General features: G+C 60.6%; 22 protein-coding genes. 11 read left to right on the top strand and 11 right to left on the bottom strand.

The features are described from left to right. The 6 genes from topA to ruvX all read right to left on the bottom strand — a co-directional run. Positions 1–1,193: type I DNA topoisomerase (topA, locus tag VNS12_RS11335; protein ID WP_325487948.1), on the bottom strand; the 1,193-nt coding region annotated here is incomplete at its 3' end. 242 nt (positions 1,194–1,435) lie between these two features. Then, positions 1,436–2,548: a DNA-processing protein DprA gene (dprA, locus tag VNS12_RS11330; RefSeq protein ID WP_325487947.1), complete on the bottom strand. Its 1,113-nt coding sequence runs from the start codon at positions 2,546–2,548 to the stop codon at positions 1,436–1,438. A gap of 10 nt (positions 2,549–2,558) precedes the next feature. After that, positions 2,559–3,158 carry a glycerol-3-phosphate 1-O-acyltransferase PlsY gene (gene plsY, locus VNS12_RS11325; RefSeq protein WP_325487946.1) on the bottom strand — a complete coding sequence of 200 codons (600 nt, stop codon included), beginning with the start codon at positions 3,156–3,158 and terminating at the stop codon, positions 2,559–2,561. Next, entirely contained in the window at positions 3,155–4,453 is a 1,299-nt protein-coding gene (gene pyrC, locus VNS12_RS11320) for a dihydroorotase (protein ID WP_325487945.1), read from the bottom strand. Before pyrC ends, plsY begins: the two co-directional genes overlap by 4 nt. Next, positions 4,450–5,424 (bottom strand): aspartate carbamoyltransferase catalytic subunit, encoded by a 975-nt coding sequence (locus tag VNS12_RS11315; protein ID WP_325487944.1) that lies wholly within the window; start codon positions 5,422–5,424, stop codon positions 4,450–4,452. Before VNS12_RS11315 ends, pyrC begins: the two co-directional genes overlap by 4 nt. Before the next feature lie 92 nt (positions 5,425–5,516). After that, entirely contained in the window at positions 5,517–5,975 is a 459-nt protein-coding gene (gene ruvX / locus VNS12_RS11310; RefSeq protein ID WP_325487943.1) for a Holliday junction resolvase RuvX, read from the bottom strand. Between the two features lie 72 nt (positions 5,976–6,047). On the opposite strand from ruvX, the gene VNS12_RS11305 reads away from it, so the two are divergent. The 8 genes from VNS12_RS11305 (at position 6,048) to gatB (ending at position 12,190) form a co-directional block, all read left to right on the top strand. Next, positions 6,048–6,584 carry a hypothetical protein gene (locus VNS12_RS11305; RefSeq protein ID WP_325487942.1) on the top strand — a complete coding sequence of 179 codons (537 nt, stop codon included), beginning with the start codon at positions 6,048–6,050 and terminating at the stop codon, positions 6,582–6,584. A gap of 81 nt (positions 6,585–6,665) precedes the next feature. Beyond that, entirely contained in the window at positions 6,666–6,953 is a 288-nt protein-coding gene (gene gatC / locus VNS12_RS11300; RefSeq protein ID WP_325487941.1) for an Asp-tRNA(Asn)/Glu-tRNA(Gln) amidotransferase subunit GatC, read from the top strand. Between the two features lie 86 nt (positions 6,954–7,039). Next, positions 7,040–8,524: an Asp-tRNA(Asn)/Glu-tRNA(Gln) amidotransferase subunit GatA gene (gene gatA, locus VNS12_RS11295; protein WP_325487940.1), complete on the top strand. Its 1,485-nt coding sequence runs from the start codon at positions 7,040–7,042 to the stop codon at positions 8,522–8,524. Continuing rightward, positions 8,524–9,288: a pentapeptide repeat-containing protein gene (locus VNS12_RS11290; protein ID WP_325487939.1), complete on the top strand. Its 765-nt coding sequence runs from the start codon at positions 8,524–8,526 to the stop codon at positions 9,286–9,288. Before gatA ends, VNS12_RS11290 begins: the two co-directional genes overlap by 1 nt. Before the next feature lie 82 nt (positions 9,289–9,370). Continuing rightward, the gene (locus VNS12_RS11285; RefSeq protein ID WP_325487938.1) at positions 9,371–9,685 is read left to right on the top strand and encodes a hypothetical protein; all 315 of its coding nucleotides are present in this window, start codon (positions 9,371–9,373) and stop codon (positions 9,683–9,685) included. Between the two features lie 38 nt (positions 9,686–9,723). Then, on the top strand, positions 9,724–10,038 hold the full coding sequence (locus VNS12_RS11280) for a chorismate mutase (protein WP_325487937.1): 315 nt from the start codon (positions 9,724–9,726) through the stop codon (positions 10,036–10,038). Positions 10,039–10,051: 13 nt separating this feature from the next. Next, the gene (locus tag VNS12_RS11275) at positions 10,052–10,567 is read left to right on the top strand and encodes a GNAT family N-acetyltransferase (RefSeq protein WP_325487936.1); all 516 of its coding nucleotides are present in this window, start codon (positions 10,052–10,054) and stop codon (positions 10,565–10,567) included. A 138-nt stretch (positions 10,568–10,705) separates the two neighbouring features. Continuing rightward, positions 10,706–12,190 carry an Asp-tRNA(Asn)/Glu-tRNA(Gln) amidotransferase subunit GatB gene (gene gatB / locus VNS12_RS11270; RefSeq protein ID WP_325487935.1) on the top strand — a complete coding sequence of 495 codons (1,485 nt, stop codon included), beginning with the start codon at positions 10,706–10,708 and terminating at the stop codon, positions 12,188–12,190. A gap of 68 nt (positions 12,191–12,258) precedes the next feature. Here gatB and VNS12_RS11265 read toward each other — a convergent pair whose 3' ends face one another. Together VNS12_RS11265 and VNS12_RS11260 are read right to left on the bottom strand one after the other, a co-directional pair. Further along, entirely contained in the window at positions 12,259–12,390 is a 132-nt protein-coding gene (locus VNS12_RS11265) for a putative transporter small subunit (protein ID WP_325487934.1), read from the bottom strand. A gap of 18 nt (positions 12,391–12,408) precedes the next feature. Continuing rightward, complete coding sequence (locus VNS12_RS11260; RefSeq protein WP_325487933.1) at positions 12,409–13,929, bottom strand: sodium:solute symporter family transporter; 1,521 nt, start codon at positions 13,927–13,929, stop codon at positions 12,409–12,411. Positions 13,930–14,563: 634 nt separating this feature from the next. Between VNS12_RS11260 and VNS12_RS11255 the strand changes: the two genes are divergently transcribed. Continuing rightward, complete coding sequence (locus tag VNS12_RS11255; RefSeq protein WP_325487932.1) at positions 14,564–15,040, top strand: nucleoside deaminase; 477 nt, start codon at positions 14,564–14,566, stop codon at positions 15,038–15,040. Between the two features lie 853 nt (positions 15,041–15,893). Here VNS12_RS11255 and VNS12_RS11250 read toward each other — a convergent pair. The 3 genes from VNS12_RS11250 to purM all read right to left on the bottom strand — a co-directional run bounded on the left by VNS12_RS11250 (position 15,894) and on the right by purM (position 18,614). Further along, positions 15,894–16,796, bottom strand: coding sequence for a DMT family transporter (locus VNS12_RS11250; RefSeq protein ID WP_325487931.1), 903 nt, complete (start codon positions 16,794–16,796; stop codon positions 15,894–15,896). A gap of 151 nt (positions 16,797–16,947) precedes the next feature. Continuing rightward, positions 16,948–17,541, bottom strand: coding sequence for a phosphoribosylglycinamide formyltransferase (gene purN / locus VNS12_RS11245; RefSeq protein WP_325487930.1), 594 nt, complete (start codon positions 17,539–17,541; stop codon positions 16,948–16,950). Beyond that, on the bottom strand, positions 17,538–18,614 hold the full coding sequence (gene purM, locus VNS12_RS11240; protein WP_325487929.1) for a phosphoribosylformylglycinamidine cyclo-ligase: 1,077 nt from the start codon (positions 18,612–18,614) through the stop codon (positions 17,538–17,540). The genes purN and purM overlap by 4 nt, the downstream gene beginning before the upstream one ends. A gap of 137 nt (positions 18,615–18,751) precedes the next feature. Here purM and VNS12_RS11235 point away from each other — a divergent pair, with 137 nt between their 5' ends. Next, entirely contained in the window at positions 18,752–19,870 is a 1,119-nt protein-coding gene (locus VNS12_RS11235; RefSeq protein WP_325487928.1) for an AI-2E family transporter, read from the top strand. Then, positions 19,845–20,552, top strand: a complete 708-nt coding sequence (locus VNS12_RS11230; protein ID WP_325487927.1) for an HdaA/DnaA family protein — start codon at positions 19,845–19,847, stop codon at positions 20,550–20,552. Before VNS12_RS11235 ends, VNS12_RS11230 begins: the two co-directional genes overlap by 26 nt. Positions 20,553–20,563: the final 11 nt, after the last annotated feature.

Below are 20,563 nucleotides of genomic sequence, written 5' to 3'. Positions count from 1 at the left end.
CCCGCGGCAAGGACGTCGATATCGGCGGTCGTGCGCTCGATTTCAGCCGAGCGCATCTGGCTGGCCAGGGCCCGGCGCCAGATCAGCTGGTAGATCTTGTGCTGATCAGGATCGAGATTGCGCAAGGTATCGGGATGCTTGCCCAGATCGGTGGGGCGGATGGCCTCGTGTGCCTCCTGAGCATTCTTGGCTTTCGTGCTGTAATAGCGAGGCTTTTCCGGGACGTATTCTTCACCGAACTCCTTGCCGATAACGCGACGGGCCGCAGCGACGGCCTCGGGGGCCATCTGAACTGCGTCGGTTCGCATATACGTGATGAGACCGTCTTCATAGAGCCGCTGGGCGATCTGCATGGTGCGCGACGGCGACAGACTCAGGCGCGACGAAGCGTCCTGTTGCAGCGTGGAGGTGGTAAAGGGAGCGTACGGGTTGCGCTTGGTCGGCTTCTTTTCAACGCTGGAGACCTTGAACGTGCCCGTCTCGATAGCCTTCTGGAGCGCTTCCGCATCCTCGCCATTCGCGATCGACAGCTTGTCGGTCTTTTCGCCATCGACGGACAGCAGGCGGGTGGCAAAGCTCTTGCCGGCCTGATTGAGAGTTGGCACGACGCTCCAGTATTCCTGGGGCTTGAAGCGCTCGATCTCTTCTTCGCGCTCGGTTACGAGGCGCAGGGCGACAGATTGCACACGTCCAGCCGAGCGCGAGCCCGGAAGCTTGCGCCACAAGATGGGTGAGAGCGTGAAGCCGACTAGATAGTCGAGCGCCCGGCGCGCCAGATAGGCGTCGACCAGCGGCTCATCGATATCGCGCGGATTCTTCATCGCTTCGGTCACCGCATCCTTGGTGATGGCGTTGAACACCACGCGCTTGACCGGCAGATCCTTCTTGATGGCCTTGCGGTCCTTGAGGGCATCCAGCAGGTGCCAGGAAATGGCTTCACCTTCGCGATCAGGGTCAGTCGCCAGAATCAGTTCATCAGCGCCCTTGAGGGCCCGGACAATATCGGTGATCCGCTTCTTGGACGCCGGATCAACTTCCCAGCTCATGGCGAAATCTTCATCGGGGCGCACCGATCCGTCCTTGGCAGGCAGATCGCGCACGTGACCAAAGCTGGCAAGGACTTCAAAATCCTTGCCGAGATATTTGTTGATGGTCTTGGCCTTGGCCGGGCTCTCGACGATGACGACTTTCATGCCTCTGGGGGCTCCGCAATTACTGGAGAGATCAACCAGCTGACAATCGCTGGCTGCTCCAGATGTTCATTTGACGTGAGATCGAACCGGAAAAATCTACAGCTTTTCCTGACCGCACTCGTAAAAAGTGCCTCGAACGGCTGAAACCGGGGCAGCGAATGCCCGCCGTCAAAGGTCCGCGCAAAATGGTGATAACGTCCCGCTCTGTCAATTGCAGCGAAAAAAGAGCTGGCAGAGAGCGGTCAGGCGCGCAGGGCGACCAGCTGATGGCCGGAGCGCTCGATGCGCGCCGCCAATTCAAGTTCGAGCAGCAAAATCTGCATGACGGGGGCGGCGATGGCCGTCGACTCGATCAACAGGTCGATGGCGGTGGGCGTATGGCTGAGAGCTTCCAGCAGGCGCACCCGATCATCATCGGAAGGATCGGTCATTGCAAACGGTGCAGGCTGATCGCGATCGTCCATCTCAAACAGGGGAAGGCGCGACGGATCGGCGTGGGTAAGCTCGGCGATGATGTCATGTGCGCCGGTGACGAGCTTTGCGCCTTGCTGGATGAGGTGGTTGCCGCCCTCAGCCCTGGGATCGAGCGGAGAGCCCGGCACGGCGAACACCTCACGATCCTGTTCGAGCGCCATGCGCGCGGTGATCAGCGATCCGGATCGGCGGGCGGCCTCAACGATCACCACACCCAGAGCCAGGCCGGAAATGAGGCGGTTGCGGCGCGGAAAATCGCGGGAGCGCGGCTCCCAGCCCAGCGGCATTTCGGTGAGCAACGCTCCGCCAGACCCGACGATGGCACGAGCAAGTTCGATATTTTCGCGCGGATAGATGTGATCGAGTCCGCCGGCCATCACCGCGACGGTGCCGCTTTCAAGCGAAGCCTGATGAGCGGCAGCATCGACTCCCCGTGCGAGGCCGGAAACGATCACATAGTTCTCGCGGCCCAGATCACCGGCGAGCATTTGTGCCATGCGCCTGCCAGCCGCCGAGGCATTGCGGGAGCCGACAATGCCGACCATGCGCCGATCGGCAAGACTATTTTCGCCCATGACGGTAAGCAGGGGCGGCGGGCCCGGGATATGGCGAAGCAGGGAAGGGTAGTCGGGCTCGCTGATGGCGACCAATCGCGCGCCCAAGGCCTCTAAGCCTGCGATTTCATCTTCCGCTTCGCTGACGGAAGGAATGCGGGCGGACGCGCCACCCCGACGGGCGAGATGGGGCAGGGCGTCAAGGGCTGCTTCCGCCGATCCGAAACGGTTGATGAGAGTGCGGAAGGTTATGGGACCGACATTATCGGTGCGGATCAGGCGAAGCCAGGAAACGCGCTGGGATGGTGACAATCTCAGACGCGTCATTCCGATCTCCTCAGCCTTCACCCGCTTTTCGCTCGCCGATCCTGCTTTCGGTGCCGGCCAACAGGCGTTTGATGTTTTCCCGATGGGTGATGAACAGTGCGATCGACAGCACCATGGTAGCCCATGTCAGCCGGGAATCGGCAAAGGCGAAGGCAAACATCGGGGCCGTGGCCGCAGCGGTGAGCGCAGCGAGGGAGGAATAGCGCTGGGCAAACGCGATCAGTAGCCACACGGCGCAGAAAATAAGGCCGATAACCCAGTTGAGTGCGAGAAGAATGCCGATATAGGTGGCGACGCCCTTGCCGCCCTTAAAGCCGAGCCAGACAGGAAAGACGTGGCCGATAAAGGCCGCCACGCCAGCAACCATTGCCGCTTCATATCCCCACAACCACCCGGCGACGGCAACGGCGAATGCACCCTTGCCGGCATCGCCCAGAAGCGTGATCACCGCAAGATCGCGACGCCCGGTGCGCAGCACATTCGTGGCCCCGATATTGCCCGATCCAATGGAGCGAACATCGCCCAGACCGGACATCCGGGTGGCGAGCAGGCCGAAGGGGATCGAGCCCAGCAGATAGCCAATGATTGCCGCCAGCGCATACAACATCATGCGAAGGCTTCCTCCCGAAAGACAATGGTGCCGCCAACCAGCGTCATCATGACCTTGCCCGTCATGCGGGCGTTTTCAAATGTCGAGTTGCGCGAGCGCGACCGGATCGTAGCTTCCTCCACGACCCAGGGGAAGTCCGGATCGAACAGGCACAAATCGGCTTTCGCGCCTTTGGCAATGCGCCCCGCCTCGATGCCAAGAATGTCGGCGGGGCGGGAGGTCATGGCGCGCAAAACCGTCATCAGGCCGACATCGCCGGAATGAACAAGCCGCAGGGCGGCGGACAATAGGGTTTCCAGTCCAATGGCGCCGGTGGCAGCATCGGCGAAGGGCTGCCGTTTGCCCTCGACGTCCTGAGGGTCGTGGTCGGAGACGAGGACGTCAATGATTCCTGTACGCAGCGCTTCGACAAGCGCCAGGCGATCGTCTTCGGTGCGCAGCGGGGGATTGAGCTTGAAAAACGTCCGATAGGAGCCGACGTCGTTCTCGTTGAGGCAGAGATTGTTGATCGACGCGCCAATCGAGATGGACTTGCTGCGCTGCTTGTAAAAGGCGGCGAGTTCAGCAGAACGCGCGGTGGAGATTGCCGCCGCGTGGTAACGTGCCCCAGTCATCAGGGCCAGTTGCAGATCGCGGTCGAGCGGGATGGTTTCGGCTTCAGCCGGAATGCCCTTGAGACCTCGGAATGTGGCCAGGGCTCCTGCGTTCATCACTCCGTCAGACGTCAGGCTCATGTCAGCGGGCAGATGCAGGATCGGGGCGTCGAAATTGGTGGCATAGACCATGGCGGCGCGCATCACAGCGGCGCTTTGCAGCGACTTCCGGCCTTCGGTGAAGCAGACGGCGCCTGCCTCGCGCAGCAGGCCGAATTCGGTCAGATCACGTCCGTCGGTACCCTTCGTGATAGCGGCAGAGGGCAGGATGTTGATTGGCGTCGTGGCCTGAGCGTGGCGGGCGATGAATTCGACCAGCGCGCCGTCGTCGATCACCGGGACGGTATCGGGCATGACCAGTATCGAGGTCACCCCGCCCGCGGCAGCAGCCTGGCCGGCACTGCCCAGCGTTTCGCGATATTCGTGCCCCGGTTCGCCAGTAAACACCCGCATATCGATAAGACCGGGCGCCAGCACGAGACCTTGTGCATCGATGTGGCGGGCTTTGTCCGGAGCGCCGGGAGCGGCACCTTGCGATATGTCGGAGATCACGCCGTTTTCAATGAGCACCGCGCCGGTGAAGTCAGCGTCGGTGGCTGGATCGACGATACGGGCGTTTTCAATCAGAAGGGGCCTTGTCATGCCTCTGCCTCCTTGTTGAGGAGAGCATCGAGAACGGCCATGCGGACGGCGACCCCCATCTCGACCTGCTCGGTGATCACCGATTGCGGGCCATCGGCGATGGCAGGATCGATTTCCACGCCCCTGTTCATGGGGCCGGGGTGCATGACCAGCGCATCGGAATTGGCATAGGCGAGCTTTTGCGCGTCAAGGCCATAGAAGCGATAATATTCGCGCACCGAAGGGATGAGCTTGCCTGAGGCACGCTCGTTCTGAAGCCGCAGCATCATCACGACGTCGGCGCCTTCAAGGCCCCTTTCCATATCGGTGAAGACTTCGGATGCCATCTGCTCGACGCCGCGCGGCAGCAGCGAGGGCGGGGCGATGACGCGGGTTCGGGCCTGCATCGCGCCCAGGAGGATCAGATTTGAACGGGCGACGCGGGAATTGGCGATGTCGCCACAAATGGCGACGGTGAGGCCGTTGAGGCGCCCCTTGTGACGGCGGATGGTAAGGGCGTCGAGCAGGGCCTGGGTGGGGTGCTCATGGGCACCATCGCCAGCATTGACCACGGCACACCCGACCTTCTGGCTCAGCAATTCGACCGCGCCGGATGAACCATGGCGAACGACGATCACATCGGGCTGCATGGCGTTGAGGGTGGCAGCGGTATCGACCAGGGTTTCCCCCTTGGCCACCGATGACGTGCGCACCGCCATATTGAGGACGGTTGCGCCAAGCCGTTTTCCGGCAATCTCGAAGCTGGCGAGGGTGCGGGTGGAATTTTCAAAGAACAGGTTGATATGGGTCTTGCCTGCCAGCGTCGGCAGGGTCTCGCGCTGGCGCGAAATGGGGATCATCGCCTCGGCGCGGTCCAGAAGATCAATGATCTCCACCGGGTTGAGCTGGGCAATGCCCAGAAGATGCCGATGCCGAAAGGGAAGAAACCGGGCGTCGGGAGCAGGGGGGTGTTCGGGTTGTCTTCGGGCCATCTCTCATCTCGCATGCGACTGCCGGTGCGTAACGCATGGGGGCAGAGGCGGCAAGAGAGATGCACCGGGATTTGCGTGCGGTGCGAGAAGCCTCAGCGCTTGCGCAGCCGATCGAGTGCGCCCTGAAGGATGTAGCTGGCCGCTAGTTTGTCGACCACTTCTGCCTGTCGGGCTCGGGACAGATCGGCCTCGATCATCGTGCGGGTCACGGCCATGGTGGACAGGCGCTCATCCCAGAAGGCGATGGGCAGGTCTGTCTTTTGCGCGAGGTTGCGCACAAAAGCGCGGGTCGACTGGGCGCGCGGCCCTTCGGTCCCATCCATGTTGAGCGGCAGGCCGATGACGATACCGGTGATCGCGTTGCGCACAATGAGTTCGAGCAAGCGCTCCGCATCGGCCATGAACTTGGTGCGTTTGATGGTTTCGGCGGGCGACGCGGTCATGCGCAGAGAATCGGAAACGGCGACGCCAATGGTTTTGGTGCCCAGATCGAGGCCCATCAGCTTGCCCTTGTCCGACAGTCCGGCAAGCGGGTCTTCACTAACGGTCATGGCGGATATCCTTGCCGACGGCGACATGGCGGCTTATCTCGGCTTTTGCAGTGGCTGGCAAGGGACGACCAAATGAAGATCACCTGGTTTGCGGCGATGACGTTCCGGATACATATTGCCGGGCGGATCGTCGTCGTGCATGCGGATGGCGCTCCTGAGCACGTCAATCCGGCAGAGCTGGTAGGCGGCGCGCAAACTTTGGTGTCGGCGGACAGCCCGGAACTGGCCAGATTCGATCCCCTGTCTTGGCGCCCCCGCAGGCGCGCCCGGGTGATCGATGTGGACCCCGGCGAGGAAGGACTGAGCCTTTATCGGCTGAGCGCGCGTGGGCTGGTCGCCGATTCGCTCGATGAGGGGCTGCTGGTCCTCGAAGATGCAGGCATCCAGGCTCAGTGGAACCGCTGGGCGGATGGTGCGGTAGTCGTTCTTTCAGGAACCGGTGCGGAATGTGCCGCCCACGGTCTCGCCTTGCTCGACATTGCGCGACCGCGTCTGATTGCGTTGGCGGTGACCGACGGCGCGATCGATGTCGCTTTCGATGCTCTGGCAGACGATATAGGGGATGCGAGCCTCGTCGTGCTGGAGCCGGGGATGGCGGTGGAGGTCTGAACCGGATTTGGCGATTGCCATTGCCGGACGCCCATTGCTAAAAGCCATGCAACAACACATGCCTTTCCAGGAGAATGTCCAATGTCGGTCGACGCCGATACCGTGAAGCGCATCGGGCGCCTGGCCCGAATCCGGATCACCGAGGACGAGGTCGCCGCCTATGAGGGCGAGATCAACGCCATTCTCGGGTTTGTCGAGCAACTCGACGAGGTCGACGTCGACGGCGTCGAGCCGATGACATCGGTGGCGCCGATGCAGTTGCGCCGCCGAGAAGACCGGGTGACTGACGGCGGCTATGCCGACAAGATCGTCGCCAACGCGCCGGTCTCGGAAGACAACTTCTTTGTGGTTCCCAAGGTCGTCGAATAGACGAAGTTCGCGACCTATCTGCCTGAATTTACTGCGTTTGCATTGCCGGCCTGAGGTCGCAGCGACGCCTGATCAAGGATTTGTCAGTGACCGATCTTACCCGTTTAAGTCTCAAGACCCTGCGCGATGGCATCGCCGCCAAGGATTTCACCGCTCTCGAAGCGACGGACGCCTATATCTCGGCGATCGAAGCGGGCAATGAAAAGCTCAACGCCTATGTCGCCGTGACCGCCGATGAGGCGCGCCAGATGGCTAAAGCCTCCGATGCGAAAGTCGCCGCTGGCGAGGCCGGGCCACTCGAAGGCGTTCCGCTGGGCATCAAGGATCTGTTTGCGACCAAGGGTGTGCACACTCAGGCCGCCAGCCACATCCTCGACGGGTTCAAGCCCGAATACGAATCGACGGTGACCGGCAATTTGTGGCGCGATGGCGCGGTGATGCTCGGCAAGCTCAACATGGATGAATTCGCGATGGGCTCGTCCAACGAGACCTCGTATTACGGTCCGGTGGTCAACCCGTGGCGCGCGGAAGGCGAGAGCAAGGATCTGGTGGCCGGTGGGTCGTCAGGCGGCTCGGCAGCTGCGGTGGCCGGTTGGCTCTGTGCCGGGGCGACCGCAACCGACACGGGCGGCTCGATCCGTCAGCCGGCAGCCTTCACCGGCACCGTGGGCATCAAGCCGACCTATGGCCGGTGCTCGCGCTGGGGCACCATCGCGTTTGCTTCCTCGCTCGATCAGGCGGGATCGATTACGCGCACCGTCGAGGATTCGGCGCTGATGCTGCAATCGATGGCCGGTTTCGACCCAAAGGATTCGACTTCTGCCGACCTGCCAGTGCCCGATTTCGCGGCGGCGGTAGAGCGCGGCGTCAAGGGTCTGGTGATCGGCGTACCCGCCGAATACCGCATCGAGGGGATGCCGGCGGAAATCGAGGCGCTGTGGCAGCAGGGGCTCGACTGGCTGAAAGCCGAAGGGGCAACGCTCAAGGATATTTCGCTGCCGCATACCAAATATGCGCTGCCGACCTATTACATCGTCGCGCCAGCCGAGGCGTCCTCGAACCTGGCGCGCTATGATGGGGTGAAGTACGGCCTGCGGGTGTCGGGCAACGATATCACCGACATGTATGAACTGACCCGTGCCGCAGGCTTCGGGCGTGAGGTCAAGCGGCGGGTGATGATCGGGACGTATGTGCTGTCCGCCGGGTTCTACGATGCCTATTACGTGCGAGCGCAAAAGGTGCGCACCCTGATCAAGCGTGACTTCGACGAGGCCTTTCAGGGAGGCGTGGACGCAATCCTGACGCCCGCAACACCGTCGGCGGCGTTCGGCATCGGCGAACAGGACCTCAGCGTCGATCCGGTGAAGATGTATCTCAATGACGTGTTCACCGTCACCGTCAATATGGCCGGACTTCCGGGCATTGCCGTGCCTGCGGGCAAGGACGCCGCGGGGCTTCCGCTCGGACTGCAACTGATTGGGCGTCCGTTTGACGAGGAAACCCTGTTTGCCGCTGGCCGGGTGATCGAGAAAAACGCAGCACTCGACCTGGCGCCATCGAAGTGGTGGTGATGGGGCAGGGGGAGTTTGAAAAACTCCTCCTCGCCGGAAACCCTGTCGAGAATGCTGACCTGTCGCAGATCGACTGGAGCGATCTGCCAAGCGCTGCGGTTGTGGCGCGCAATTGTGTGCTGCGCGAGAACAGCCTGACCGAGGCCGATCTTGCAGGTGGACGGTTCGAAAATTGTGTTTTCGAGAACGTCCGGTTTGCCGGAGCCAACCTGACCGATGTGGCTTTTGTCGGCTGCAACTTCTTTGACGCGGAAGCGCGCGAAGGCTGCGATTTCGGTCGCGCCGATCTCGATGGCGCGACGTTTGAAAACTGCAACCTGGCGATGGCCCGCTTCGGCCTTGCCGGACTGTTCGGGGCGAGCTTCACCCGCTGCAAGGCAGCCGGAGCCGATTTCGAAGATGCCCGCTTTTCCAAGCAGGTATCGAGCAGGACGTCGGTTGCCCGAGTGACTTTCGTTTCCACCATGCTCGATATGGCAGGATTTCGCGCCACCAAACTCGACGACTGCACCTTTGCCGAATGCAGCCTGCGCCAGGCCGATTTGCGGCAGGTTTCGCTTTCGGGAGCCGACCTGCGCGGATCAGACCTCAGCGAAGCCAATCTCAATGGCGCGATCCTCGATAATGCTGATCTGCGCGATGGCACTCTGCTTGGCCTTGATGTAACGCGGCTCGCATCATTTGCCGGGATGAAGGTCTCCGAAGATCAGCTTGGCGATCTCGTGCGTCCGCTCGGGATACGGCCCTTTCCCCGGAGCCGGTGATCCGCCATGTTGCACTTGTGCTCACAAGTGACTAACTGAACCGCTATTCTCTCGCCAGCAAACAGGTTTCTTGCTTTCCGACATGTCCGATATTTTTACTACTCTCGACTGGTCAGCTCCGCCCAAGGATCTCAGCCTGCCGCTTCAGGCGCTGTGGTGGGTGAGGAAGGGCGAATTCCGCATGGGCCCGGAATGGGAGGAGGCGCACAGGATCGTGCAGCAGATGGAGGGCGTCCAGTCCTTTGACTGGGTGCATGCCCTGCTGCATTGGATCGAGGCCGATATGGGCAATGCCGATTACTGGTATCGCCGATCGGGCAAGCGCCGCACCGCGCCATCGGTTTCCCAGGAATGGGAGCATATGGCCATGGTGCTCACGGATGCGCCGCGGCACTAAACCCTCTCACCGCCGCCATAGAAACAGGGACCATGCTGATGTCTGCCAGAAAACGACCTGCCGAATGTGCAACCAAGGAAGATGTTCGCGCTGAGATCGACCGGATCGACAGTGCGCTTGTCGAGCTTTTTGCTGAACGGCACGGCTATGTGACGCGCATGGCAGAGATCAAGACCGACCCGCACGAGGCCAATGATCCTGTGCGCATCGAGGCCGTTGTCGCCAAGCGCCGGCAGCAGGCGCAACAGGTCGATCTGGATGAAGATCAGGCCGAACTGATCTGGCGCACATTAATTGACTGGAACATCAACTACGAAAAGGGCATCATCATCGCCCGGAACAGGAACAAGTAGGGCGCTGCAGACGATGCTCGACCACCTTCTCCTCCGTCGAGCCTCCATCGCCGAAGCTGACAAGCTCGGCAGGCTGGCGTTTGCGTCGTGGGATTCGAGCATGCGCCACATCCTCAACGCGGAAAGCGAGGAAGCGCAGGATGCCGAGCGAGCCGCGCTGGAGTTGTCGTTCCAACTGTTCTGCATCAATGCCGGGCCGGCGATCACCGTGGCTGAAGGGGATGGCGTCCTGATGGGCTGGGGCGCTCGCGACCAGATGAGCGACTACATCTCCGACCTGTGGGTGGCGCCGGACTATCAACGCCAGGGCGTGGGCCGCGCGTTGCTGTATGCTGTCGAGCAGGATATCTTCCGGGCGGGCCATGATGTTAGCGTCCTTGAAACCCATGCGCAGAATGGCGGAGCCATCCGCTTTTACGCGCGGGAGGGGTATGCGATCGTCTGGCGGGGAATCAAATTTTCACGCTTGTTGGGCCAGAGAATCGAAAAAGTCCGCATGGAAAAGCAACTCGTCGTCGAGGCGCACTGAAACCGTCATTCGACAAGTGTTGAGCGTACTTTTTGAGGGCAGCCCCTAGCCTCTATGGGGCATTTGTTTTATCCCCATTTCACATATTCAGCCGGGTCGCCACTGATCCGGAGACTTCGGGATCAGGACCGCTATCGCATGACCATTGTCGACACACGCACACCCAACCCCAAATATTTCATTTCCGGCGCCACTGGCGATTGGGAGATCGTCATCGGGATGGAGGTTCATGCTCAGGTAACCTCCGAATCCAAGCTGTTCTCCGGGTCGTCCACACAGTTCGGCAATGCGCCAAACGCGAATGTGAGCTTTGTCGATGCGGCCATGCCCGGCATGCTGCCGGTGATCAACGAGGAATGCGTGCGGCAGGCCGTTCGCACCGGGTTGGGCCTGAAAGCAGCGATTAACAAGCGCTCGGTGTTCGACCGCAAGAACTATTTCTATCCCGACTTGCCGCAAGGCTACCAGATTTCCCAGTTCAAGGACCCCATCGTCGGTGAGGGCAAGGTGTTGCTCGACATGGGCGAGGATGGTGAGGTCGAGATCGGCATCGAGCGGCTGCATCTTGAGCAGGATGCGGGCAAGTCGATTCACGATCAGCATCCCTCCATGAGCTTTGTCGACTTCAACCGTTCGGGCGTGGCGCTGATGGAAATTGTTTCCAAGCCCGATCTGCGTTCGTCGGATGAAGCGCGGGCGTATCTGTCCAAACTGCGCACGATCCTGCGATATCTGGGAACCTGCGACGGTAATATGGAGCAAGGCTCCATGCGGGCCGATGTCAACGTTTCCGTCCGCCGTCCCGGCGGCGAATTCGGCACGCGGTGTGAGATCAAGAACGTGAACTCGGTGCGGTTTGCCGGTCAGGCGATCGAATATGAAGCGCGGCGACAGATCGGCATTTTGGAAGATGGCGGGAGCATCGAACAGGAAACCCGGCTTTACGATCCCAAGAGCGGCGAAACCCGTTCGATGCGGACCAAGGAAGAAGCGCACGACTATCGCTATTTCCCCGATCCCGACCTGCTGCCGCTCGAATTCGACGATGCCTTCATCGCGGAATTGGCCAAGCATCTTCCCGAACTGCCGGATGAAAAAAGCGTTCGTTTCATCGAGAGCTATGGAATTTCCCATTACGACGCGAGTGTGCTCGTGTCTGACCGGGCATCGGCAGACTTCTTTGAACAGGTGGCTGCAGGCCGCGACGGGAAGCTGGCTGCGAACTGGGTGATCAACGAGTTGTTCGGCCGCCTCAACAAGGAAGGCATCGACGTGACCACCAGCCCCGTTAGCGCGGATCAGCTTGGCGGCATCATCGATCTGATCGGGAAGGGCGAAATCTCAGGCAAGATTGCCAAGGACCTGTTCGAGATCGTCTGGGCGGAAGGTGGCGATCCGGCGGAAATCGTCGAAACTCGTGGCATGAAGCAGGTTTCGGATACCGGGGCGATCGAGAAGATCGTCGATGAGATCATCGCCGGCAATCCGGGGCAGGTGGAAGCGGTCAAGTCCAAGCCAGGGCTGCTGGGATGGTTTGTGGGGCAGGTGATGAAGCAGACAGGCGGCAAGGCCAATCCGCAGGCGGTCAACGAGATCCTCAAGGCGAAGCTCGAACTCGAATAACGCTTTTATCTCCATACGCCGCACATAAAAAACGGGCCCCGATTTCGGGGCCCAATTTTTATGTCTGGTCAGACGAGGGAGCGCCCCAGGCGGCGGGCCTTTTTCCATTCACCGCCAAAGGCGCGCACGAGAACGAACAGGATTGCCGCAACCGCGGCCGGCCACATCAGGACATAAAAGCTCATAAACGAGGGAGACATGTAGTTTTCCTTTCTGGTTCAGGCCGCAACTTCGGTCTTGTCGAAGTTGCCGGTCCTTTTCTTGATGGTTGAAAAGTCGAACAGGTCTGCGTTGCCAAGCGAAAGGCCGACACAAACGATGGCACTGACCGCATAGGCGAGCAGAGAGGCCGTCAGCACCGGATAGGTGTGGAGAAAGCCGATGCCGAATGGCAGCACGGCAATGGCGGCCACCACCCCCAGCGTAAGGCCGACCTTGCGTCCGAAAAATCCGAACGCCATCAGTCCGGCGATAACGCCAACGCCAGCCGACGCCAGAACATCACTGCCGATGGCCAGCGCACCCTGGAGCTGAACGAACTCAAATCGAACAGCGAAGAATACGGCGAGCCCACTCAGTACCGAAATGGTAAAGGCGGCATTGGTGACCTTGTTCCAGTAGAAACTGGCGATGACGGGGAAGACGAGGGCTCCCCAGATCGCGCCAACCAGCACCAGAAGTTCAAGGATATTGAACTGATTGCTGGCAAAGAACAGGGCAATACCGGTTGCGATGATCATCGTCATTCGCCCGATCAGGAGCATCAGCTTGGGGTTTGCTTTGCCCTTGGCGACGTTGCGGCCATAGATGTCAGCCATCATGATCGAGGACAGGGCCGAAAGGTCCGAGTCCGCGGTCGAGGCCAGCGAACCAATGATCATCACGAAGAACACACACAGCAAGCCGACGCCGAGATAGGAGGCGGCCAATTGCGGCACGAGGTTGTTGACGTCGCCATCGAGCGGTTCAATACCGATATACAGTGCCAGAACGCCCAGCATGCCGACACCGATCACCGTGGCCCCATATCCGATGGTGGCGGTGATGAATGTCGGCTTGATCATGTCTTCGCGAACCGCAAAGAGCCTTTGAGCGATGGTCTGGTTGCCGATGGCATAGGCCAGAACGGCGGCGATATACGGGGCGCCCTGATTGAAGAAGGCGTCCGAGGAAAAAAAGCTCTGCTGTTCGGCGGTGAGATTGACCGCACCCTGTTCGAAAATCGCTTGGCCGCCGGCGAGGAAATAGACTGCGGGTACGATGATAGCGACCGCGCCAAGCATGCCGCACACCTGGATGAAGTCGGTGAGAATGGACGCTCTGAGGCCCGACCACAACGTGTAGAGCAGAATGCCGCTGGCGATAATGAGGATGCCGGTCGAAAACGACAGCGGCGACAGCATGGCGATCAGCGCGCCGCCAGCGATGAAATTGGACGTTAGGCTGAGCAGGCTGCCTAAAATGTTGGAGCCGGCGAGGATCAACTGGCTGGAGCGCCCGTGGCGGGCATAGAGGATTTCGGCCAGGGTATGGGCCTCAGGGGCCAGTGAACGGATGCGTTTGCCGAAGGGGTAGATGAATAGGATCATCAGCGCACCCCAAAGGCCGTAATGGATGGGGCCGGAAACGCCGTACGTATAACCGGAGGTGGCCGAGGCGTAGAGGGAAGACGCCCAGATCCACGTCGCTGTCATCGATGCGGCGGAGACACCGAACCCGACCCTGTTTCCGGCGGTCATATAGTTATCGGCGTTCTCCCGTTTTCGTCCAATCGACAGCGATATGAGGAAGGTGATTCCGAAGAAGGCAAAGAGAAGAAAAAGTGTGAGGGGAGTCCCCAATTGTTGGAGTTGCATATGTCCTACGTTGCTAGTCATGCAAATTGCAAAAAAGCAGAGCCAACCCTGGCGAAGGACGCCATGGCGCATGCAATTGCACGAACGTTGTCCGGCCAAGGGCCGATAGGGGCGAACCAGGATGGTCAAAGAGCGTCTGGGCGACGCAAGCCCGGTGAAGCTGCTGCGGCAGCGCAACGTTTGTACCCTATCGGGGCGATTTTGCAAGTTTCAGTGCCAGATCGCCTGAATAATCGATGGATAATCTTGTAGGACCTAGAGGATGCGCAGGATTTTTCAAAGCAACCTCGTGATTATCTGGGGTCAGGAAATGTCAGACAAACAAGGGGTTTACTGAGAGGTAATGAACCGTATCGAGCGAATTCGGAAACGTTCCTGGAAGTCGTCGGGATGGAACTGCTTGGGGTGCGACATATGCTCGCCATCATCACCCCAGATATCGAATTGGCCTCTTGTGGCGGACGCGCGACGGGGCGGCTAAAATGCCGATCAGATGCGAATTGGAAAGGGAAACACGATGATCAGTGAAGTGGACCGTAAGCATTTGCAGCGCTGCGTCGAACTGGCGACGGAAGCGCTGGAGCACGGGGATCAACCGTTCGGATCGGTGCTGGTTTCAAGCAGTGGCCAGGTTCTGTTCGAAGACCGGAACCGGGTTTCCGGCGGCGACCGGACGCGGCACCCGGAGTTCGCCATCGCGCGGTGGGCGGCGGAACATCTCGCGCCCGACGAGAGGGCCAGGGCTACGGTCTATACGTCCGGAGAACACTGTCCCATGTGCGCCGCCGCGCACGGATGGGTGGGGTTGGGCCGCATCGTGTATGCGTCTTCAGTCCAGCAGTTGGGAGAGTGGTTGGTCGAACTCAATGCTCCAGCGTCGCCGGTGCGTCCGCTGTCGATCCGTGATGTTCTGCAGGACGCCGATGTAATGGGGCCGGTAGAGGAGTTCGCCGGACCGATCCGCCAATTGCATGAGAAGTTTTATGCACCATAGGGTTTCATCGCTTGGGAACGTGCCCCATCAAAGCCGCATTTTCTAGTCACGAAATCCGGACCTCGGTTGCGGCGGACCTCCCCGCTCGGGGCAGGGTCGGACTGCTTCAAATGCCCCCATTGGAAGCGTCCGGCCCGTTTTTTTAAGGACATTGAGATTCGATTGGGCCGAACAAGGGCTGGAAGGCAAGAGGAAGGGCTGGACCTGTTTCGCCCTTCCTCTGCTTTCCCCTGCGGTGGCCTTGCGCAGGATCGGTTTGGCCCGGGTGAAGACCCTATGCCGGAGGGAGAACCCGTGGGGCCAGAGCAAGTGCAGGGACCCAAGACCCTCCCGTCTTTGGGCCCACCAGTGGGGGCGGCCACCGATCGGCAACTGCACTCCGACGGGGAATGGACACAGCAGGGTTTCGTTCCGCAATATGGGGTTCTCTGCCGAGCCGAATGCACGCGCAGGCAAGGCAAGCCACTGGACGGGCAATCAAACTTGACCGGGGGATGGGTGACGACGCCAGGGATACTGTTATAAGGCGTTATCAAAGGATAAGCGGTTGTAGGCTGCTTCGGGCGGGATCGCGGGGCTCGGTCCGCGATGCGTTCAGCAGGCAGGGAACGGCGGATACGAACGCTGCGTTGACGTCCAAAGGAGACGATCAATGACCGATCCCCAGCCCGACAACCCCGGCCCGGACGTACCCAATCCGGACCCAATTCCCCCCATTCCAAATCCGCGTCCGGAGCCAATTCCGCCCCGACCAGACAGCCCAATCCCCAATCCGAGCGATCCGTTGCCGCATCCGCCCGAGCCGGAAATCCCGCCGCATCCTGGCGACCCGATCCAGCCGACACGGAGCTGATCAGCTGGCGCGTGCCCGTTTTCGCGCACTGGCCCAGCGGGGCAGGCGGCCATCGATCATCAACAGCCCGACAAAGATGGCCAGCAGGCCAAGAATATGGGTAGGGCGAATGATCTCGCCCAGCAGCAGAAAGCCAAAGATGATGGCCGACGCAGGGGCGATAAAGGTTGTGGCGGAGAAGTTTGTCGCGCCAACCCTTGGGAGGATTCGGTACATGATCTGGAAAGTGAAAGCTGTGGCAATCAGCCCGAGCGCAAGCGCGGCACCCCAGGTTTCAGCATGGGTGATGACGGGTATGCCCTCGGCGGCCAAGGCAACCGGGACGACAGCGACCGCCGAACCGGTCAAAGCGATGGCGGCGAAAACTGTAGGTTCAACATCCCTGAAGCTACGGGTGATATTGAGCGACAGCGCATAGCAAAGGGTTGCTGAAAGGCATGCACCGATGGCCCACAGTTGCGAGGCTCCGCCACCGGCCAGCGAGGGCAGCGCAAGAAAGGCCGCGCCGGAAAAGCCGGCGGCAACACCGATCAACTTGTACCGGGTCGCTTTTTCGCCATCGCGCCAAAAATGGGACACGATGACCGTGACGATAGGGGTCAGGGCGTTGACGATAGCGGCCACGCCACTGGCGACATGCGACTGGGCCAGAGGAAAGAGCGCGAACGGCAGCGCATAGGCAAGAACGCCAAGCAGGCCCAGCTTGACCCAGAGCACGGGATCGCGCGGCACCGGGCGCCGCAGCGCCAGCACCGCAACCCAGCAGCCCAGCGCGCCGATGCTGACCCGCAAGCCGGACACCCAGAGCGGGCCGATCTCGCGTATCAGAATTGCATTGAAAATGAAGGAAAATCCCCAGATGGTGCCGAGCAGGCCAATCAGGAACCAATCACGTGTCGTCATGTGCCTGCCACTTTGGAGCCGGTCGCCGGTGAACCGCTCCCAATCCTTGTTGTATCGCGGCCGAAGCCTAGTCCCCTGTTGGCCCGTTGTCGAAACAGTTGTGACGATACCCTGCATCAAAATCGGTGATGCACACGACCCGGAAATCACATCATCGCCGGTAGGTGACATCTCCAGCGCAAAGGAGACGCAAAGCCTCGGGATAAAGCAGGTGTTCCTGTTCCAGAACCCGTGCCGCCAGAGTGTCGGGCGTGTCATCGGACAGCACCGGAACGCGCGCCTGAGCGATTGACGGGCCCTCGTCGAGCCCCGGCGTCACGAAATGAACGGTGCAGCCCGCTTCGCTGACTTGATCGGCGAGGGCACGGGCGTGGGTATCGAGGCCCTTATAGGCCGGGAGCAGCGAGGGATGAATATTGATGGCCCGGCCCAGCCAGTGATTGGTGAACGACGGCGTGAGAATGCGCATGAAGCCGGCAAGGCAGATGAAATCGACATCCCATTCTTCCAGCACGGCGGTGAGAGCATCATCGAATGCCTGGCGGGTTTCAAAGCGGCTTTGGGCCAGGCTAGCCGTTGCAATACCCTCGGACCGCGCCACATCGAGGCCGGGTGCAGCGGCGCGATTGGAGAATACGCCAACGATCTGAGCGGGGTAGTCGGGGGCTCGTGCTGCCTCGATCAGCGCGCCCATGTTCGAACCGCGCCCGGAGATCAGGATGGCGACGCGCTTTTTCAGGCTCATAGGGGGAGGGAGCCCGAAAATTCCACCGGATTGCCGGTTCGCTCGACCAGTTCGCCGATTATGCTGGCGGTTTCGCCATGTTCGGCGAGTTTTTCAACCAGCGCCTCGGCATCCGCCGCTGAGACCGCCGCGAGCATGCCGACCCCGCAATTGAAGGTGCGCAGCATTTCGCGCTCGGCAATTTTGCCCTGCTGGGCCAGCCAACCAAACACTTTTGGCGTTGCAATTGCGCCAAGATCGACGCGGGCCGCAAGGGTTTGTGGCAGCACGCGCGGAATGTTCTCTTGAAATCCCCCACCGGTGATGTGGGCGAGAGCCTTGATGCCCAGCCCGGAGCGCAGCGCATCAAGGATGGGTTTGACGTAGATGCGGGTGGGGGTGAGAAGAGCTTCGCCCAGGCTGGACTCTGGCGCGAAAGGCGCCGGATCGGACCAGGACAGTCCCGATACGGACACGATCTTGCGGACCAGTGAAAAGCCGTTGGAATGGACGCCGGAAGACGCGATGGCGACGAGCTTGTCGCCAGCGGCGATATCGGCGCGAGGCAGGAGCGTGCCGCGCTCGGCGGCCCCGACGGCAAAGCCGGCGAGATCATAATCGCCGTTCATGTACATGCCGGGCATTTCAGCGGTTTCGCCGCCGATCAACGCGCACCCAGCCTGTCGGCAGCCCTCGGCGATGCCATTGACGATGGCCGTGCCTTGCTCGACATCGAGTGCGCCGGTGGCGAAATAATCGAGAAAGAACAGGGGCTCGGCGCCCTGCACCACGATGTCGTTGACGCACATCGCGACCAGATCAATGCCGACCGTATCGTGGATGCCGGCGTCAATGGCGATGCGCAGCTTGGTGCCGACCCCGTCATTGGCGGCCACCAGAACGGGATCGGAAAAACCGGCGGCCTTGAGGTCGAATACGCCGCCAAAGCCGCCAATCTCGCCATCCGCACCGGGACGTCGGGTTGATCGGACCGCAGGCTTGATGGCCTCGACCAGTGCGTTGCCGGCATCGATGTCGACGCCGGCCTGCTTGTAGGAAAGGCCGTTTGATGGCAGGTTTGCGTCGTCGGACATGGGCTTGGAACGTTATCCTTGGTAGGGTGCCGGAGCCATAGTCCCAGGCACCAAGTTTGACGTTGATCGGCCCTTAAGGGCCCGGTATGTCGGAAAGGCTGGATTACCGGCTCACAACGTTTCGCGCAAGGACTGCCATGTCGCTAAAGAACCAGATTACGGCCTGGGTTGTCCTGCTTGGGATTTTCGGCCTGCTTTTGTGGATGTTCCGCGGGATTCTGCTGCCCTTCGTTCTGGGCATCACGCTCGCCTATCTGCTCAATCCCTTCGTCGACTGGCTGCAAAGGCGCCGGGTTCACCGCGGATTCGCGACGCTGGTGGTCATGCTGGTCGCAGTATTGCTGCTTATCACCGCCTTTTTGCTGATTGTGCCGCTGCTGTTGCAGCAGGCCTTTGGCCTGGCTCGGAATATTCCCGGCTATGTCGAGCAATTGCAGGGTTTTGTCGAAAATCTCATCCCGCGTCTCGAACAATGGCTGGGCCCGGACCGCATGCTGGAGCTCGAACGTGGGCTGGAGCAGATGTTCGCCGATGGAATCGGGCTGCTGACCGGGATAACCGGACAGGTGATGCAGCAATCGATGAGCATCATCAGCACCATCAGCATCATGATCGTGACGCCCGTTGTGGCCTTCTATCTCCTGCTCGACTGGGACAGGATGGTGGAAAGCGTGGATAACCTGTTCCCGCCGGCCCATCGGGCTGAAATGCGGGCGTTGTTCAAGGATATGGATCGGGCGCTGGCCGGATTCGTGCGCGGGCAGGGCGCGGTGGTGGGAATTCTGGCCATTTATTACGCCGCCACGCTGTCTCTGGCCGGGTTAAGCTTCGGTTTGGCCATCGGGCTGATCGCCGGATTGTTCAGCTTTGTTCCCTATGTGGGGGCGCTGATCGGATTTGTGCTTTCGATCGGCGTGGCGCTGGTTCAGTTCTGGCCCGACTGGATCATGATTTCGCTGATCCTTGCCATTTATCTGTTTGGCCAGTTTCTGGAGGGCAACATCCTTTACCCCAAACTGGTTGGGTCAAGCATCGGGGTGCACCCGGTCTGGCTGATGTTCTCGCTGTTTGCCTTTGCCGTGTTGTTTGGCGCGGTGGGGGTGATCATCGCCGTTCCGCTGGCGGCGATCAGCGGGGTTCTGGTGCGCTGGGCCGTGATCAAATACAAGAACAGCCCGCTATACGACGCGAAGGACTCCCTTGTGATCACCGTTCATGAGACGTCCGCCGATGAACGTGCACTTAAAGAACGATAGGGCCGACAACATGCCGGGCAGGGAACAACTCGTTCTCGAACTGGGCCATACCGAGGCGCAGAGCGAAAGCGATTTCATGGTGTGCGACGGCAATCAGATGGCCTTCGATCACATCATGGCGTTTCCCCATTGGGCGGCGCCGCTGACCTTGCTGGTCGGCGCGCCCAAATCGGGCAAATCGCACCTGGCAGGAATCTGGGCTGCGCGGGCCGACGCTGTGATAGCGCGACCTCATGGAGTAGAGGCCCTGGCGGCAGCCGGCGGGAAGCGGGCAGTGCTGATCGAGGATGCGGATCGCGCCGGATATGACGAGACCGGACTGTTTCACCTGCTCAACCAGTCGATGCGCGATGAACGACCCGTTCTTATCACTGCGCGTGATCCGGTGGTCGATTGGCCTTACCGCACCAACGACGTCAAATCGCGAGCGCGCCTTGCCGCACATTTTTCGCTGACGGCGCCCGATGACATCCTCTTGTCGCAGATGTTCGTAAAACTGTTCGCAGACAGACAGTTGTCAGTCGATCCAAAAGTCATTTCCTATCTGGTAGGCCGAATGGAACGCTCATCGGAGGAAGTGGTCGCGCTGGTCGACCTGCTCGACAGACTGTCACTATCGCGGGGTCGCGCGATTACCCGCGTGATCGCGGCTGAAGCGCTAGGCATCCGCGAACGACGCTGATACGGGCCAAC

It is taken from the genome of Pelagibacterium sp., assembly GCF_035555455.1.
GTDB lineage: Bacteria > Pseudomonadota > Alphaproteobacteria > Rhizobiales > Devosiaceae > Pelagibacterium.
Note: the sequence above shows the minus strand (reverse complement) of the source record. Positions and strands in the feature narration are given on the sequence as shown.

Bases quoted from the DNA above. Each gene is read 5' to 3' on its own strand.
- dprA (WP_325487947.1), bottom strand. From the start codon at position 2,548: ATGACGCGTCTGAGATTGTCACCATCCCAGCGCGTTTCCTGGCTTCGC.
- plsY (WP_325487946.1), bottom strand. From the start codon at position 3,158: ATGATGTTGTATGCGCTGGCGGCAATCATTGGCTATCTGCTGGGCTCG.
- pyrC (WP_325487945.1), bottom strand. From the start codon at position 4,453: ATGACAAGGCCCCTTCTGATTGAAAACGCCCGTATCGTCGATCCAGCC.
- VNS12_RS11315 (WP_325487944.1), bottom strand. From the start codon at position 5,424: ATGGCCCGAAGACAACCCGAACACCCCCCTGCTCCCGACGCCCGGTTT.
- ruvX (WP_325487943.1), bottom strand. From the start codon at position 5,975: ATGACCGTTAGTGAAGACCCGCTTGCCGGACTGTCGGACAAGGGCAAG.
- VNS12_RS11305 (WP_325487942.1), top strand. From the start codon at position 6,048: ATGAAGATCACCTGGTTTGCGGCGATGACGTTCCGGATACATATTGCC.
- gatC (WP_325487941.1), top strand. From the start codon at position 6,666: ATGTCGGTCGACGCCGATACCGTGAAGCGCATCGGGCGCCTGGCCCGA.
- VNS12_RS11290 (WP_325487939.1), top strand. From the start codon at position 8,524: ATGGGGCAGGGGGAGTTTGAAAAACTCCTCCTCGCCGGAAACCCTGTC.
- VNS12_RS11285 (WP_325487938.1), top strand. From the start codon at position 9,371: ATGTCCGATATTTTTACTACTCTCGACTGGTCAGCTCCGCCCAAGGAT.
- VNS12_RS11280 (WP_325487937.1), top strand. From the start codon at position 9,724: ATGTCTGCCAGAAAACGACCTGCCGAATGTGCAACCAAGGAAGATGTT.
- VNS12_RS11275 (WP_325487936.1), top strand. From the start codon at position 10,052: ATGCTCGACCACCTTCTCCTCCGTCGAGCCTCCATCGCCGAAGCTGAC.
- gatB (WP_325487935.1), top strand. From the start codon at position 10,706: ATGACCATTGTCGACACACGCACACCCAACCCCAAATATTTCATTTCC.
- VNS12_RS11265 (WP_325487934.1), bottom strand. From the start codon at position 12,390: ATGTCTCCCTCGTTTATGAGCTTTTATGTCCTGATGTGGCCGGCCGCG.
- VNS12_RS11260 (WP_325487933.1), bottom strand. From the start codon at position 13,929: ATGACCGCCGGAAACAGGGTCGGGTTCGGTGTCTCCGCCGCATCGATG.
- VNS12_RS11255 (WP_325487932.1), top strand. From the start codon at position 14,564: ATGATCAGTGAAGTGGACCGTAAGCATTTGCAGCGCTGCGTCGAACTG.
- VNS12_RS11250 (WP_325487931.1), bottom strand. From the start codon at position 16,796: ATGACGACACGTGATTGGTTCCTGATTGGCCTGCTCGGCACCATCTGG.
- purN (WP_325487930.1), bottom strand. From the start codon at position 17,541: ATGAGCCTGAAAAAGCGCGTCGCCATCCTGATCTCCGGGCGCGGTTCG.
- purM (WP_325487929.1), bottom strand. From the start codon at position 18,614: ATGTCCGACGACGCAAACCTGCCATCAAACGGCCTTTCCTACAAGCAG.
- VNS12_RS11235 (WP_325487928.1), top strand. From the start codon at position 18,752: ATGTCGCTAAAGAACCAGATTACGGCCTGGGTTGTCCTGCTTGGGATT.
- VNS12_RS11230 (WP_325487927.1), top strand. From the start codon at position 19,845: ATGAACGTGCACTTAAAGAACGATAGGGCCGACAACATGCCGGGCAGG.